This window comes from Tropicimonas isoalkanivorans (assembly GCF_900112335.1).
GTDB lineage: Bacteria > Pseudomonadota > Alphaproteobacteria > Rhodobacterales > Rhodobacteraceae > Tropicimonas > Tropicimonas isoalkanivorans.
Window position 1 is genome coordinate 208119 of sequence record NZ_FOLG01000003.1, and the last position, 16911, is coordinate 225029.

At 66.0% G+C, this 16911-nt stretch carries 5 protein-coding genes; 1 reads left to right on the plus strand and 4 read right to left on the minus strand.

Annotated features, from left to right (window positions below; translation table 11 throughout):
* Positions 1-109 precede the first annotated feature (109 nt).
* On the plus strand, positions 110-1927 hold the full coding sequence (locus BM075_RS08170) for a DUF3300 domain-containing protein (protein WP_177208282.1): 1818 nt from the start codon (positions 110-112) through the stop codon (positions 1925-1927).
* Positions 1928-2188: 261 nt separating this feature from the next.
* Here BM075_RS08170 and denD read toward each other — a convergent pair whose 3' ends face one another.
* The 4 genes from denD to BM075_RS08190 form a co-directional block, all read right to left on the minus strand.
* Positions 2189-3178 carry a D-erythronate dehydrogenase gene (denD, locus tag BM075_RS08175; RefSeq protein WP_093360177.1) on the minus strand — a complete coding sequence of 330 codons (990 nt, stop codon included), beginning with the start codon at positions 3176-3178 and terminating at the stop codon, positions 2189-2191.
* 436 nt (positions 3179-3614) lie between these two features.
* Positions 3615-6773, minus strand: coding sequence for an efflux RND transporter permease subunit (locus BM075_RS08180; protein ID WP_093360178.1), 3159 nt, complete (start codon positions 6771-6773; stop codon positions 3615-3617).
* A gap of 3 nt (positions 6774-6776) precedes the next feature.
* Entirely contained in the window at positions 6777-7976 is a 1200-nt protein-coding gene (locus BM075_RS08185; protein ID WP_218152835.1) for an efflux RND transporter periplasmic adaptor subunit, read from the minus strand.
* 85 nt (positions 7977-8061) lie between these two features.
* Positions 8062-16902 carry an autotransporter outer membrane beta-barrel domain-containing protein gene (locus BM075_RS08190; RefSeq protein ID WP_093360179.1) on the minus strand — a complete coding sequence of 2947 codons (8841 nt, stop codon included), beginning with the start codon at positions 16900-16902 and terminating at the stop codon, positions 8062-8064.
* Between the last annotated feature and the right edge of the window lie 9 nt (positions 16903-16911).

Genomic DNA, 16911 nt, shown 5'->3' on the forward strand with positions numbered 1-16911 from the left:
GACGAAATTGCAAACCGAAAACGCCAGCCTAGATACTTCAGCGTGACTAGTGAACATTGGATCATTTCGGCTAGCCCTAGAGGAAATGCCGGATGGAGGAGGTTTATTCATGCGCTCCAAGTTTCTTGCGACACTGATAATGGTGCTGGCCGCCAATGGCGCGGCCGCGCAGGAGGGCACGTCGCTCCTCCGCCCAGTTCAAAGGCCAGATAACGCCCAGGACTCCGCCGCGCGCATCAAGGCCATTCTGGAGGGCAGCAACTCGCCCTATGCCGATCAACTGCAACAGGTGGCGGGTTCGACCGCCGTGCTGCCGATGACGGCCAGCGAACTGGATCGCATCGTGGCGCCCGTCGCTCTCTATCCCGATCCCCTGTTGGCGCAGATCCTCGTCGCGTCGACCTTTCCGTCGGACGTGGTGGAGGCCGACCGGCTTCTGACCCAGACCGAGTACATGTCCGACGCCGAACTCAGCACGGCACTTCAGGAACAGACCTGGGACCCGAGCGTGGTCGTTCTGCTCTCCGGCTTCCCGACCGTCCTGAAACGGATGGCAGAGGATCTCGACTGGACCAAGACGCTCGGCGACGCGATCCTGTATCAGGAAGACGATGTGCTGACGGCCGTGCAGCGGATGCGCGCCGAGGCGAAGACAATCGGCAACCTGGAGACCAACGAGGCGCAGGTCGTCGAAGAGGAAGACGAACAGATCTACATCCGGCCCGCAAATCCGGAAGTGGTCTACGTGCCGAGCTATGACCCGGTTACGACCTACAGCACCAAGAACGTTCCGTATTCCACTGGGTCCACGTATGGCACCGGCTACAATAGCGGAACGACCTATGGCACCGGATACAATACTGGATACACCACCGGGACCGGAACGGGTATTGGTGGCCTGCTCGGCAATCCTATTGTCGCCGGCGCGCTTGGCTTTGGTTCCGCCCTTCTGGTCGACGAACTCTTCAATAACGATGATGACGACGACGACGATGATGACGACGGCTGGGACGATTACTGGAAACAGCGCCAGACGATCGACTGGAACGATCGCCGCTTCTATCCCCGGCCGCGCTACACGAACGACGGGCAACGCCTGTCCTGGGATCAGGAACGCGACCGGTATTACGACCGCGAGGCCCGTCGCTGGCGGCGCGATGCAGACGTGGAGCGTGCCCGTCTGGACGAGCGGCGTCAGGCCCTGAAATGGCTCGATCATCAATCTGACGTCCGGGAAGACCGGCTGAAGGCCCTTCGCAAGCGCGAGCGCGAAGCAGAGCAGGCCGTGGCACGCCAGAGGGAGGCCATTCAGGCTGCGCGCGAAGAAGCCCGCGAGGCCGAGAGCGAAGCCGACCGCCTGCGGGAGAAACGGCGCAATCAGGCGGAGCGTCTGGATGAGCGCGAGGCGGAACGCGAACGCGAGGCCCGGCGGGAGGAGCGCCAGCTCGAGAGACAGCGTGAGGCCGAACGCGAGGCGCGCCGGCAAGCGCGGGCTGAAGAGCAGGCGGCCGAGGAAAGGCGGGAAAGACGGGAACGTCGCCAACAGGAGGCGGACCGTCAGAACAAGCAGCAAATGCAGGTCTCGACCGAAGCTGACAAGCAGCGCAAGACCGCAGACGACGACCGCAAGAAACAGCAGGCCGCGTCCGATACGAAAAAGCGCCAACAGACTGAACAGACCGCCAAGAAAGACGACGGCGGAAACAAGAAAAGCGCAAACAAGGCCGACGACAGCCAGAAGAAGAAGGCCAACGACGCCCAGAAGCAGGGTGGCAAGAAGGCTGACAACAACAAACAGAATTCGAAAAAACAGCAGGATAAGAACCAGCAGAAGCAAGCCTCGAAGAAGGACGACAAGAAGTCCGGCAAAGGCAAGCGCGCAAACTGTGATGATGGGAAAAAAGGCGACTGCAAGAAAGGGAACTGACCTACGGTCCGTGCTTTTCACGATCCGGCACGCACTTCGCCGAAGACGTGGCGGGACGGGTGCCGGGCGCTAGCCAAGGGCCAAGCATCTCGCCTTCGGATTGGGCGCCGCATCGCGGCGCCCTTTTTTCATTCACCCCGCCGGGGAAATGAAATCCCGAACGGGGACTCTTCCGGATCGGCGGGAGCTGCACTGACGGACTGGTCATCTCCCTCGACTGACACGGGGACTGATGCACCTGCGTGGGCGCGACGCCGACTGTCAGGCTCCGATCTTGCCATCCAGTTCGTCGTCGATGTGAATCCGGATGATCTCCTCGAAGTCGTCCTCGGCGGTGAACCCCAACTCCAGCGCCCGCTTCGGATCGAAGTCGCGCGCCCAGCTGCCGACGATGCCTTCGATCACCGGGTCAGGTTCGCGGCGGATCAGCGAGACGGCCTTCGATCCGGCGACCGTTTCCAGCGCCGCGATCTGTTCGGCGACGGTGGCGGACAGGCCCGGCATGATCAGGTTGCAGCGCGGGCCGACCTTGGAGAGGTCCAACGTGGCAGCATGGGTGAAGAAACCAACTGCGGAACGCGGGCTGACGAACCAGTGGCGCACGCTGTCATCGACCGGAAGAACGGCCTCCTTGCCCGACAGCGGCTCCCGGATGATGTTGGAAAAGAAGCCCGACGCGGCCGCGTTCGGCTTTCCGGGGCGCACGCAGATGGTGGGCAGGCGGATGCCGATACCGTCGAGAAACCCGCGCCGCGCGTAGTCTGCGAGCAGGAGTTCCATGATGGCCTTTTGCGTCCCGTAGCTGGTGAGCGGCGTCGCGAAGAACTCGTCGCCGATCTTCTCCGGGAAGGGCGCCCCCAGAACTGCAACCGACGAGGCGAAGACGAGCCGTGGACGATAGGGGGCGCTTTGCCCCTCCTGGCGGATCGCCTCAAGCAGAGCGCGGCCGCCGTCGAGATTCACACGGTACCCCTTCTCGAAATCCGCTTCCGCTTCGCCGGACACCACCGCGGCAAGGTGGAAGATGAGGTCAGGGCGGCCCGCTATGAGGGACGCTGCAGCGCCGTCAGTCGACAGGTCGATGGCCTTGCAGGAGGCGACACTGGCCAAGGCTTCGGGCGCCGTCGGTTCGATAACGTCCACGAGCGTGAGCGCGTCGATATCGCCTCCGAGAACGTCGGGGGATGCCGCGACCTGCTCCAGAAGTTTGCGCCCGACCATACCGGCCGCGCCGATTACGAGTACTTTCATGTGACTATTCTCTTCCTATACGACCTGTCAGCGGGCACGCGGACTTGCGCGCGCCTCCGACGGATTGGCACGGCGTCTCTGCGACACGACGCGGGAGGCGTCGCCGATCTGCTCTCGCAGGATGTATCTCTCCTGACATCCATCGCAGAACGTGTCCGCTGCGCGGCGGCGACCGCGGTCGCCCCAGTTCTGATCCCCCGCACACCGTCCGCGATCTTGAAGACCGGCAACGCAATTTGCAGCGACAGACTCTCTTCCATGCCCGATGTATGATCCGGTGACCGAGCCTCCACAACACCGAATGCACGCCACGGGGCTGCGGGGGGACGATGCCAACGGCGAAGCGCGCGCCTAAGGTCAACCCAGGCGCGCAGACACAGGGTCGGCCACATCGTGCGGGCCCACTGGGCCCTGAAAGCTCACCCCGTCCGAGCCGTCATTCGGCGGGGTCGGACAGACTCCCCTCCGCCGGCGACTTTCCCGCGCCGCGTCGCTTCACACGCTCCCGCATGGACTGAAACACCACGTAAAGGGGCGGGATTGCGAAGATGCCCAGGGCCGAGGCAAAGATCATCCCACCGAACACCGGCGTGCCCACCGCCCGCCTTGCGAGTTCGGCCGCGCCCTCGGCTGTCACCAGAGGAACGAGCCCCAGGATGAAGGCAAGCGAGGTCATGATGACCGGGCGGAACCTCAGCCGAGCACCGTCTATCGCTGCCTCGCGCAATGGTACGCCGGCGTCGCGGCGCTCCTTGGCGAACTCCACGATCAGGATGGCGTTCTTCACGGCAAGGCCGATCAGAACCACCATGCCGATCTGGGCGTAGAGGTCGAGCGGTAGGCCCGTCAGGAGCAAGGCACCGAACGAGCCCGCGACCCCGATGGAGACCGACAGCAAGACCGGGATCGGAATGGTCCAGCTTTCGTAAAGGGCCACGAGACAGAGGAAAGCGAAGAGCACCGCAAGCCCGAGAACGACCGGCAATGTCCCTTCGGTCTTCTTCTCCTGGTAGGCGGTGTCGGTCCAACTGCCGGAGAAGCCGGGGGGCAGCGTCTTGGCCGAGACCGCTTCCATTGCCCGGAGTGCGGTGCCCGACGCCACGCCCGGGGCCGGACCACCGAGCACCGAGACGGCCTCGCTGTTGTTGTAGCGGATGATGGCGGGCGGCCCGGTGACCAGCCGGGCGGTGACCAGAGAACGCATCGGCACCATGTCGCCCTTCGCGCTGCGGACGTGGATGCGGTAGATATCGCTGATCTGATCGCGGTCGGCGGCTTCCGCCTCCAACTGGACCTGCCATGTCCGGCCGTAGAGGTTCAGATCGTTCACATAGTAGCCGCCGAGGACGGCCTGGAGCGATTGGAAGATATCGCTGACGTTCACCCCGAGGAGCTGCGCCTTGTCCCGGTCGATATCGAGGTAGATTGAGGGGTTGTTGGGGGAGTAGGTGGAAAAAACCCGCTGGAGATAGGGCACCTGGTTGGCCGCAATCACAAGTCCGCGAACCGCTTGGGCGAAGGTCTGCGGATCCGCGGCGCGGTCGTTCTGCACCATGTAGGTGAAACCGCCGCCGGTGCCGAGTCCGATGATCGGCGGCGGCGCCATGGGCACCGCGATCCCGCCGCGCAGGCCGGCAAGTTCCTTGCTTAGCCGCTCGATGACATCCGCAGCACCCTGCCCTTCGCCAAGGCGCTCGTCGAACGGCTTGAGCGTGACTACCGAAAAGGCCGCGTTGGCCTGGCTGTAACTGTCGATGAAGTTCAGCCCAACGACCGAGGTGACGTCCGCCACAGTCTCATCCTGCAGGATGATCTGTTCCGCCTGCGCCACCACGTCCGCCGTGCGGGAAACAGAGGCGTCGGCCGGCAGTTTCATCACCACGAAAAACGCGCCCTGGTCGTCGTTCGGCAAGAACCCCGTCGGCGTCGCCCGGAGCATGCCCCAGATCGCCGCGCCGGCCACCGCCACCAGGACCAGGCCGATGACAGAGATCCGAACCAGCCGCGCCACAGTCGATCCGTAAGCGTTGCGAATGCCGTCTATCCCGCGCGAGATCTTGGCCATCACACCGCGCCGGGGCCCGTGATGGGGCTTCAGCAGCAGGGCGCAGAGAGCGGGCGAAAGCGTCAGAGCGTTGATTGCCGAGATCGCCATGGCGAAGGCGATGGTGACTGCGAACTGCCGGAAGAGCTCACCGGTGATGCCGGGAATAAACCCGATGGGCACGAAGACAGAGAGCAGGACAAGCGTGATTGCAACGATGGGCGCCGTGATCTCCTGCATCGCAAGCTTGGTGGCGTCGGCCGGGGAAAGCTCGGGGCGTTCCTCCATGACCCGCTCCACGTTTTCCACCACCACGATGGCGTCATCCACCACGATGCCGATGGCCAGCACGAGCGCCAGCAGTGAGACCGTATTGGCCGAATAGCCGAGCGCGTTCAGCGCGACGAAGGCGCCGATGAGGCTGACCGGAACGGCGATGGTCGGGATCAGGGTGGCGCGCAGGTTGCCGAGGAACAGGAACACCACCAGGACGACCAGCACGAAGGCCTCGATCAGGGTACGTTGCACCTCCTCAATGGTGGCGGTCACGAACTTGGTCGGGTCGTAGGTCACCTTCCATTCCATATCTCCGGGGAAGGTTTTGGCTATCTCGCTGACCTTCTCCCGCACCCCGTCGAGGGTGGTCAGCGCGTTGGCGCCCGGGCTTTGGTAGATGGCGATGGCCGCGGCGGGTTTGCCATTCAGCGTCGTGTCCCGGTCGAGATTGCGGGCGCCCAGTTCCACCCGCGCCACGTAGCCCAGCCGCAGGATAGACCCGTCGTCGCCGGTACGGATGACGATGTCGTTGAACTCCTCCACCGAGGCCAGCCGCCCCTTGGTCTGGATATTCAGTTGCACCCGCTGGTCGTTGTTGACCGGCCTTGCGCCGATCCGGCCGACCGCCGCCTGCACGTTCTGGCTTCGGATGGCGGCGATTAGGTCGTTGGTCGTCAGTCCGAGAGTCGTCAGCCGGTCCGTGTCCACCCAAACCCGCATGGAATAGTCCTGCGCCGCCCAGAGCGTCGCGTCGCCCACGCCGGGGATGGAGCGGATCTGGTCCAGCAGGTTGATGGTGGCGAAATTGGAGATGAAGAGCGGGTCGTGGGTGCCTTCCGGCGAGGAGACCGCAATCACGCCAAGCAGGGCGGACGACTTCTTCTTTACCACTAGGCCTGCCCGCTGAACCTCGTCGGGCAATTGCGAGAGAGCCTGTTGCACCCGGTTGTTCACGTTGACGGTATTGATGTCCGGGTCCGTCCCGAGCTCGAAGGAGACGGTGAGTGTGTAGCTGCCGTCGTCGCCGCTCACGCTCTTCATGTAGATCGCCTTGTCGACACCGACGACCTTGGCCTCGATGGGCTGGGCCACAGTCTCAGCCACCACCTTTCCCGAAGCGCCCGGATAGGCCGTGGAGACCTGGACCTGCGGCGGTACGATGTCGGGATACTGGGCCACCGGAAGCGTCATCAGCGCCAGAAGCCCGGCGATGGTGGTGAGAATGGCGATGACGAGGGCGAAGCGGGGGCGGTCGACGAAGATGGCGGAGAGCATGGATTACCCCTTGTCGTCGGCAGCGGCGGGAGCCGCATCGGCCTCCGTCTCCGCGGCGGGGATTTGTCCGGACGACGCGGCATCGGGCGCCGGCTGCGCCAAAACCGGCGCGCCGGGGCGCACCCGCTCCAGCCCGTCGATGATCACCATGTCCCCCTCTGCGAGCCCGTCACGCACCACCACATCCGTGTCGACGGTATTGCCGATCTTGATCGTCCGGCGGGCTGCCTTTCCATCCTCCACGACGAAGACGTAAAGCCCGCCCTGATCGGCGATGATCGCCCCTTGGGCAACCAGCGCCCGCTCTTCCGGCGTGCCGCTCTCCAGCTTGACCCGCACCAGTTGTCCGTCCCTGAGAACACCGTCCGCGTTCGGGAACTGTGCCCGGCCGAGGATCGTGTCGGTGCTTTGGTTCACCGTCGCGTCGATAAAGTCGATGCTGCCGGTCTGGTCGTATTCGGTGCCGTCCGAAAACCCGACGGTAACTTTCACGTTGTCCGGATCGGCAGAAGCGCGATCCCGCAAATTGCGGAAGTCCGTCTCGCTGATCTGGAACAGGGCGTGGATCGGGTCCTGACTGACGATGGTGGTCAGGGGGCCGCTTGCGGGGCCGACCACATTGCCCTTGGTGATTGCCGCCCGACCGACCACGCCCGCCACTGGCGCGGTGATCGTGGTGTAGCCGAGATTAATCTGCGCCGACCGCAGGGCGCCCTCGCTCACTTTCACCTCGGCGACGGCGGAATCGTAGGCAGCCTTTGCCTGATCCCGAGTCATCTGGCTGTCCACCTTCTTGTCGAGGAGCTGCTGCGCCCGGTCGAGTTGCACTTGCGCCAGAGATTGCTGGGCGACGGCGGCGTCGAGCTGCCCCTGTGCCTGCGTGACCGCCGCCTCGAACTCGTCCGGCTCGATGCGGAACAGCACGTCGCCTTCGGCCACGGTGCCGCCTTCCTCGAAGGAGACGTCCTGCAGAAAGCCTTCGACGCGCGCCTGAATGTCGACCCGGTCAATGGCGGAGATCTTGCCGACCACGTCGAGCGCCCCGGCCACGGGCCGCATCTCTACCGGGGCCACGACGACGGGAACCGCTTGCGGCGTGCCCTCCTGCCCGGCCTGCTGGGCGATGGCAAAAGTGGGAAGGCTGCCAGCCATGGCGAGAAGCCCGAGGGCGGCGAGCAAGCCTCGCCCGCTGTTCAAAGTCATGCCGGTCTCCAGATGTCGTCAGGTTCAATCGCGCGACGGCCGCAGGTTGTCCTTCCCAACCGCGGCCGTCCCTTCACTTTACCGCTCAAAACCGCCACGTCATCCCAACTTGGGCAGAATGGGCCGTAAAATCGCTGGAGAACGTTCCATCGTAGCCCACGTCGACGGAGAAGGACTCGCCGTCCATGATCCGTGCACCCAACGACAGCCTGCCCGCAGTCTGTGCGAGGGCGATGCCGGTATCGAGCGATCCCCAGTTCGGGTCGACCGCGGCAAAGCGGGTCGTGGCGTCAAAGCTGTCCTCGCTCGCGAAGCTCACCTCAGCCCGGGCGAAGGCGTTGAGCGTCCGGTCCCCGCCAAGGGCGTAGGTGCCGCCCACTTCCACCGCCGGGGCGAGGCGCCAGATCGTTTCCTCGCTGTCGTCCACCTTGAGGTTGAGCTTGCCTGCCCCGCTCTCGGTATACCCGTCCGCCGTGACGTGGATCACGTCGAGGTCCAGCATCGGCCGCAGGTAGGTCGCGCCGCGGTCCATCGTATAGGCTGCCCGGATACGGCCCGCGATGCTGCCGGTGTCGTAGTCCCCCTTCGCGGTGCCGCCTTCTCCGGCCACATTGACTGGCCGTCGCACGTCAAAGCTGCTGCGGCTCGCCGCGACGCCGAAGGACAGATCCAGTGGGCCGAAGTCTCGGGTCAGCGCGACGCCACCGAAGACCCCGTCGCCGTCCGAGGTCACGCCATTGCCCTCCCCGTTAAAATCCGAGGTCTCGACACCGAAGGCCGCACTGAAGCTCCAGTCGCCGGAGCTCGCGAACCGGCCCGCGACGCCGCCGGTCGAGACACCGCCCGAGTAGCCGAAGAGGCTGTCCGTTCCATCCTGGTCGAAATACTGCCGCGAGGCCAGAAGCTCGATGCAGGGGCGTGTGGTGTCCACCTGAGCGCCAGCCGCATAGTCGCATCCGAACAGCGCATCGAACCGCCCGCGCGACAGCTCCACGTTGGCCGCTGCGCCGACGAGCGACGCACCGGGTGACAGGTCCAGCAGCGTATCGCCGAACGATCCGGCGGTTGCAGCAAGCCCTTCGCTCTCGAACCCCGCGAAGAATGTCCCGAAGGACGGATCGGCCGCCTCGAAAACGTCGTCCAGATACCGCGCCACGTCCCGCTCCCGGTCGTCGAGCCCGCGGGCGGCTTCGGCGAAACGCGATCCAGTAGCCCGCAATGTCAGGTCCGTGTCGGTGAGGCTCTGCTCGATCTGGAACAACTCCGGCGTCAGGCGGCCAAAGAGGCCATCAATGCCCTGGTCTGCCGTGAGCACGGTCACCTCGCCCCCCTTGACGATCGATTTGAGGCGCAGGCCCATGGTTCCCGCGAGCGCCGCCGTGCCGTCGACCTGGATCACGTCGCCAGTCCCTTCCGCGAAGTGCACGGCAGCGATCGTCCGGCCACGGCCGCCCTGGGCGAAATCTCCCGCGACCTTCAGCCGGTCGATGCCGCGCTCTTCGCCGACGATTAGCGTGCCCTGGTTGATGACATCGGCCATGTACCGCCGCGCGCCGGTCAGGACGCCATCGCGGTTATTCTTCAGGCGAAGCGCAGCGATGCGCTTGGGCCAGGCAAGGGCGCGCTTTGCGGCCGTGCCGCCATCCCCCTCAAGGATGGCATCGCCGTTCGCGTAGTATCCCACGACGTCGCCGTCGATCACGCCACTGTTGCTCACGGCCATGCCGCTGGAGGTGGAGGACGTGCTGCCTTCGTACCGGATTGCGTGACCGGAGGCGGCACTCACCGACCCGCCCGAAGCGACGGCGATGAAGTTGTTCTCGATGTTCGTGCCCGAGATCCCGCCGGAGACGAAGATGCCGTTGGCCGTTTCGCCGCCCGTGCCGCCAGAAATGTCGCCCGAGACCGATATTTGCACCGCGCCGCGGTCGGACTGGCCCAGGCTCTGTGCGAACAGGCCCACGGAATTTTCGCCCGTCGCGGCTATCGTCCCGAACGAGTCGATCATGATGGAGCCGCCAGTGTTGAGGACCGGGCCGGCGTTGTCCTCCAAGGCATTGGAGCCGAAGAACACGCCGTCCTTGTCACCGCCGATGCCGCCGCCGCCGGCGATCGACTGCGCCACGACGCCGTGCGCCCCGTCGCCGGAGGTCCGGATCGACCCGTCGAGTTCCATGACGATATTGCCTGCGGTTGTGTAGGCACTCAGGTCGTCCCCGTAGACCCTGGCAGTCGTCCCGGACGCTGCGGTCGTATCGCCAAGTATACCGCCCCCGCCCGCAATGCTTTGGGCAATCACACCATGGGCGCCGTCGCCGGTGGTGCCGATGTCGGTGCTCTGCATCATGATGCTGAGATCTCCGGACTCCGCGTACTTGCCGTCGATACCGCTGAAGCCCTTGAACTCGATGCCGCGGATGCCGGACTTGTCACCGGTTGCGATGCCACCCCCCCCTTCGATGGACTGCGCCACCAGCCCGAAGGACCGTGCGCCGGCGGTGGCGATGGACGAATAATCCAGCGCGACGGCGACGCTGTCTGCACCCACCGCGCTCAGTGACGCGCCACTCGCCTTCGCGCCACCGATCACATAGTCGAGGCTGTAGCTCCCCGGCTCGCCCTGATCCGTCACCAGGCTCGACCCAACGCCCGCCAGCCCGCCGCCGCCACCAATGGACTGCGCAACCAGCCCAAAGGCATCGTCGCCCCGCGTCGCGATAGACACACCACCACCGTCGACGGTAAGCGCGCCACCGCCGGCACCCTGGGCGTCGTTGCCGCTGACCGAGCCGGAGTAATCGCCGCCGAGCCAGATGCCCTGGCCTTTTTCCCCGTTCACCATGGTCGCGCCACGCAGAGCATTGGCGTTGCGGGCGCCGCTTTGCGCGATGCCGCCGCCGCCGCCGATGGACTGGATCACCACCCCGCTGGCGCCGTACCCTTGTGTCGAAACTACGATGCCCTCGTCTACGCCGGTGTTGAGAGCAACATCGACCCCCTTGGCGCCGCCGCTCGCGCTGCCACTGGCTCCCACGTGCATGGACAGATCAGCCGTTGCATCGCTGGTGGGATCGTACGACAAGCCCGCCAGTCCCCCACCGCCGCCGATGGATTGAACGATCAATCCCTCCGCAAAGTCGCCGTATGTGGCGACCGAGCCATGAAACAGGGGCTGAGCGCCGCCTGTCGCGAATTCCCCCCCGCGGCCGCTGCCGGTCTTTGCGCCAAGCTCTATTGTCAAAGCATAGTCGGTGTCGTCGCCGGTCACTGTGACCGGCCCGGCGGCCGAGACCGTTCCCGACGCATCTGCCGTGGCGGTGGCTCCACCCGCCGACCCGGCAATGCCGCCGCCGCCGCCGATGGCCTGAGCAACAATTCCATCAGCATCCGCGCCGAGGGTGACGACGTCGCCCGCGATGGAGAGCTTGCTTTGCCCGAAGGTGTCGCCGCTCGCCCCGGATTGCACGTCGATGGTCAGTTCGACCGGATCGGTCTCTCCCAGGCTGGCGCGCTGCGCTTCCTCGAAGCCGGCGATCACACCGCCGCCGCCGCCGATGGACTGCGAAACGAGGCCGCGTGCGCCCGCGCCTCGGGTCACCAGCTGCGAGCCGGCGCTTTGGCTGAGGTTGGCCGGGGTGCCGTTGAATGTGGAGCCGTCGCCGAACGTATTTTCCGCGCCGAGCGTCACCACGCCCTGATCGAGCACCGCCCCCTTGGTGCGGTCATACTCCGGCTGGGTAACGGAAACCGTACCGCCGCCACCGAGAACGACCTGGCTCACAGCGCCATAGGCATAGTCGCCCGAGGTGTCGATCACGCCATCGGCGACAAGCGTGGACGATGGTGGCGTGTCGCCGGAGGTCTGCGCGTCGTAGTCTGAGTCAGAGACTGTGGCGTAGTCCCCGCCCAGCTTGAAGGCATAGCTCAGGGCAGTTGCCACGTCCTCAGGGTCGTCGCGATCCACGCTGCGCAGCGCCGAACCATAGGCGATGGTGGCCGCCGTGGTGCCGCCGCCGCCGCTCACGCTCTGCGCGATAACGCCATGGGCGCCGATACCGCCGGTCGCGATGGTGCTGGCCTTATCGAGCGTCACGTCGACACCGGAGCCATAGCCGACGGTGCCGACGGCCCCGTGATACATCTGGCCCACGCCTTCCAGCCCGCCGACGCCGCCGCCGCCGCCAACCGACTGCGCAATCATGCCGAAGCTGCGCGCTCCGGCCGTGACAATGTCGTAGGTGCCGGAGACGTCCACGGACTTGCCCGCACCGCCGCGCCCTCCATCGCCGCCGTTGATGAAGTCCAGGTGCGCCCCCCGGAAATCATAGTTGAACAGATCGACGATGGCCTCCACGACGTCGTCGTCCTCGAAGGTTTCGGCGGCCAGTTCCGCACCGGTCAGGGGCGCCGTGCCGATCCCGGCCGCGCCACCGCCACCACCGACCGACTGCGCCAGAACGCCGAAGGCGTGATTTCCAGCGGTGGAAATGCGGCTGCCGCCAGCGGAGGTGAGCGTGACCGCGCCGCCAGACGTTCCCGCGCCGCCGTCTCCGCTTGCGCCGATGCCGAGCCGGATGATCGCCGGGTCGGTGTATTCTCCATTCTCATGGGGATCGTACGGTTCGACGTCTTCGCCCGCTTCCTCGTCGGACGCGTCGGCATTCAGCCCGAGACTGGCGACCGACCGGGACGCGGTGCCGCCCATCCCGCCGCCGCCGCCGATGGACTGCATGACGAGCCCGTGTGCTCCGTAGCCGGCGGTGCTGACGTCGGCATCGCTGGCCAGGCCGAAATTGACCTGCCCGCCGGTTCCGCCGTCCCCGCCCGCGCCGCCGGTGCGGAAGGACAGATCGAGGATTCCGATGGAGTCGTTCGGAACCGCCACGCCGCCGGTCCCGCCGCCGCCGCCGATGGATTGCAGCACGACGCCGTCGGCATAGTCGCCGTACGTCGCCACGGAACCGTGCAGGGTGTTCGCGCCTGGCGAGATGTTGCCGCCATTGCCGCCGGAGCCGCCCGCACCGCCCGCCAGGAAGCTTGCTGCCCACGGCCGTTCGACCTGTTCCTTGATCTCTACGATCTCGAGGCCGAAATCGATGGTCTTCTTGACGATGCCGCCGTCCTCGTCCTCCTCGCTGCCGCCACCGCCGAACGATCCACCGGCACCGCCGCCGCCGCCAATGCTCTGGATGAGCACCCCATCCGCGTCCGCGCCGAGCGTGAGCACGCTCCCGTCCAAGGACAGATCGCCGTAGGTGCCGCCGTTGCCGCCCTGCCCGCCGGTCATGCCGACGCCCACGGTGAAGCGGGGTGCCTTCAGCACGCCCTTGCTGACGGTGCTGAAGAACTTGTCCGTGAGGGGCGAGGAAAAACTGACCGAGTTTGTTTGCGACGTGCCGCCGCCGCCACCGACGCTCTGTATGGCGATCGCGCGCGCGGTGTCGCCGTGGGTGGTGATGACCGTATCGGAGGCCGTCGTCAGGTTGACCGACCCGCCGTTGCCGCCGGAATTGCCCCTGCCGCCCACGTCGATGCTCATCTTGAGGCCCATGCCCTCGCCGTACTTGCTGGTACTGGCGGACCCCACCCCTCCGTCACCGCCGCCACCGCCGAGCGACTGGGCATTGATGGCGTTGGCCGATGGGCCGAAGGTCTCCAGCAGAGTGCCGCCCGAAAGGGTCAGATCGACGGTTCCGCCATCGCTTCCGGCCCCGCTGGATCCACCGACAGCCGCGGAGATGCTGGTGTTGATGGTGGGCTTCTTGGCCGACGGCTTTCCGTCTGGCTTTTTGCCGATGTCCTTGATCTTTTCCTTGATCTTTTCCTTTAGCGAGACCGCGACCGCATGGGCGGTCGCATCGCCCCCGGCACCGCCACCGCCACCGATGGATTCCGCCAGGATGGCGTGACCGGTGTCGCCATGGGTGGTGACCTGGGTATCGGAGAGCGTCAACGTCACCGGCCCCCCGTCCCCGCCATTGGCGCCGCTGCCGCCCACGCCCACCGAGGCCGCAATTGCGATGGTGACGTCAGATTTGGGGATCTTGAGCTGCCGAGCAAGCGCCCCTGCGGTGGCGGAGCCGCCCGTGCCGCCACCGCCGCCAACGGAGTGGGCGACGATCCCGGTTCCGAACGTAGCGATGTCCGGGTCGCCCTCAATGCCGGTGGTGATGCGTAGCTTCGAGAGATCGATGTTGACCGGGCCGCCGTTCCCGCCCTCGCCGCCCTGCCCGCCGATGGAAACGGCCGTCGAGATGCCTTTGCCCACGTTCAGAGCACTGGCCGCGCCGCCGGTTCCGCCCCCGTTGCCGATCGATTGAGCGATCAACCCGCGAGCCGTATCGCCGGTGGTCGTCAGGCTCAGCCGCTTGAGGTCCACGTCTACCTCGCCACCGTTGCCGGCTGAATTTCCGCCGCCGGCCATGGCGATGGCGGCCAGGGAGCCGATCTCGAGGCTGTCGCTACGCGCATCGCCCCCCGCGCCGCCGCCGCCGCCGATCGATTGCAGGACCATGGCGTGCGCCTTGCTGCCCGCTGTGGTGATGGACGTGGAAATCGACGTGCTGTCGTCCTCATAGGTCGTGACGTTCACCTTGCCGCCGTTACCGCCGACGCCGCCATCGCCGCCCACTGCCACGTTCGGCACCCGAGCGGTGATGTTGAAGACAGCGCCACCATTGCCGCCCCCGCCGCCGATGGATTGCAGCAGCGTGCCGAACGCATAATCGCCCGACGTGGTGATGGAGCTGTTGGGCACCGTCTCCAGCCCCACCTGCCCACCATCACCCCCTTCGCCGCCCTGGCCGCCGATAGTGACGACGCCGGCCGTGCCCGACCCGTCGCCATAAACGTCGCCGCCGCCACCGCCGATGGACTGGACGACAACCCCTATCGAGGCCTCGCCCTGCGTCACGATATTGCCCCAGGGGTAGACCGAGGCTGAACCGCCAGCCATTCCGTCGCCCCCTGAGCCCGCAACAGCGATCAGCCCCTCGCTCGTGGCGAGGGTTCCGCCATCGCCTGCGATGGACTGGGCAAGGATGCCGTGGGAATTGTCGCCCTCGGTGGTGATATCGACTTCGCCGTTCATGAAGATCCCACCCGGCGCGCCACCGTTGCCGGCATTCGGCGGTTCGGTGTCGAACACAACGTAGTTGTTCTCCGTGCCGCCGCCGGTGCCGCCGAAGCTCTGCATCACCACACCGATGGACCTGTCGCCCTTGGTGGTGATCACGGCACTCGGCCCGTTCAAGCCTTGCGGCCCTTTCATCCGGATGTGGCTCCCCGTCCCGCCCTCACCCGCGCGGTCGGAGCTGAAGTCGAAGATGCCGCTCGCAGCCAACAGCGGCCCGCCAGGGCCACCCTCGGAATGAATGACGAGCCCGTGGCCGTTCAGCCCATCGGTGGTGATCCGCGAATTTTGGTCCATGTTGACGTTGAAGTCGCCGACGCTGCCGCCGTCACCGCCGTCATGGTCGCTCCCTCGACCGGCGCCGCCGTCGCCGCCCTGGCCGTAGAGGCCGACGCCGATCAGGTTGTCACCACTCACCTCAACTGTGGAATTCTCGCTGAGTTGGACGGTGGAGGCCGCCAGGGTCTTGCCGTCCAACGTGCTGGCATTCCCGCCGTGCCCCCCGCAGGGATCGGTGCTCTCGTCCCTGCCGCAGGAACTGCTTCCGTCGTCGGAAGCCGCCGCCGCCGCACCGACGGTGACGCCGACAATCCCGCCGGACTGCCACACGAAACCGGGAATGTAGTCGTTCGGGATCTTGCTTTCGCCCCCGTTGGACCGGTCGACAAATTCATCCTCCGCCTCCAGAACGCCGCTGGCAGTGAGCGTAACCGCCCCGTTGTTGGTGAGCGTGATGGCCTTGCCACCGCCACCGTCGCCGCCCGGAATGCCACTCTCCGTTGCGGCATTGTCGGCGTAGCCTCCATGGCTGAGACCGTACATGCCCCAGGCCGAACTGCCCTCGCTGGAACCATTCGTGACACGGATCGTGCCGCCGGTGTCGTTGGTCAGGTTGATCAGCGCGCCATTGCCGCCCTTGGCGCCCGTCTCGCCGCCCTGGCCCGACAGACCCTCGGCATAGATCCCGGCAGCCAGTTGAACCGGATTGGCCGAGGCGTCCACCGTGACCGCGCCCGTGTTCCGAATGGTCACTGTCTTTGCGTCGCCGCTGGCGCCGCCCTTGTGGCTGTCCGTCGATTTGTCCAGATCGCCGCCCGCTCCACCAGTCGAACTGCCGAACATCGCAATCGCCCCGACACGGGACGCATCGGACGCGACCGAGCCGGTCGTTGTCAGTGCGATACTGCCCGTGTTGGTGAGCGTTACGATTGCGCCATCACCGGCCCGCCCGCCATCGCTGCCACCCACCTCTTCATACACGGCGTCGACGCCGTTCTGACCGACGGCCGCGCCGAAAAGGCCATAGACGATCCCCTGATCGTCCCAGATCCCCGACTGCGCCCCATTCCCAGCGGAGGTGTTGAACTCCAGCCGATCGAGCGTCAGCGCGCCCGAGTTTGAGATCGTGATATCGCCGCCGTCGCCGCTCGCCGTCGCATCCGTGTTGTTTGCGCTGTAGCCAAAGCCGCCGCGCAGCATGACCTCCAGCGCCGAGTACTGGCCGGAAGAGTGGGACGAGATGTCCGCGTTGTTGGTGAGCGAATAGGGTCCGGCGTCGTCGCCTCTCTCATCGCCGTCTGCGTTCGGGGCGTTGTATCTCACCCGCGCACCGCTCGTCGTGGTCCCCGCCGGAATGGTGCAGGATGCGCCACCGTCGGACGTTGTGCCGTTGGGGCAGTTGTAGACCTGTGCCGCAGCCACAACCGGCCAGCCCAGAACGGGAAGCAACGCGAGGGTCGAAACACTCGCCTTGAAGAGGCTGGACATGGGAGCGGCAGACGGACGGCGGATCATGCGAATTGA

Coding starts and splice junctions, on each gene's coding strand:
- BM075_RS08190 (WP_093360179.1), bottom strand. CDS start 16,902: ATGATCCGCCGTCCGTCTGCCGCTCCCATGTCCAGCCTCTTCAAGGCG.
- denD (WP_093360177.1), bottom strand. CDS start 3,178: ATGAAAGTACTCGTAATCGGCGCGGCCGGTATGGTCGGGCGCAAACTT.
- BM075_RS08180 (WP_093360178.1), bottom strand. CDS start 6,773: ATGCTCTCCGCCATCTTCGTCGACCGCCCCCGCTTCGCCCTCGTCATC.
- BM075_RS08185 (WP_218152835.1), bottom strand. CDS start 7,976: ATGACTTTGAACAGCGGGCGAGGCTTGCTCGCCGCCCTCGGGCTTCTC.
- BM075_RS08170 (WP_177208282.1), top strand. CDS start 110: ATGCGCTCCAAGTTTCTTGCGACACTGATAATGGTGCTGGCCGCCAAT.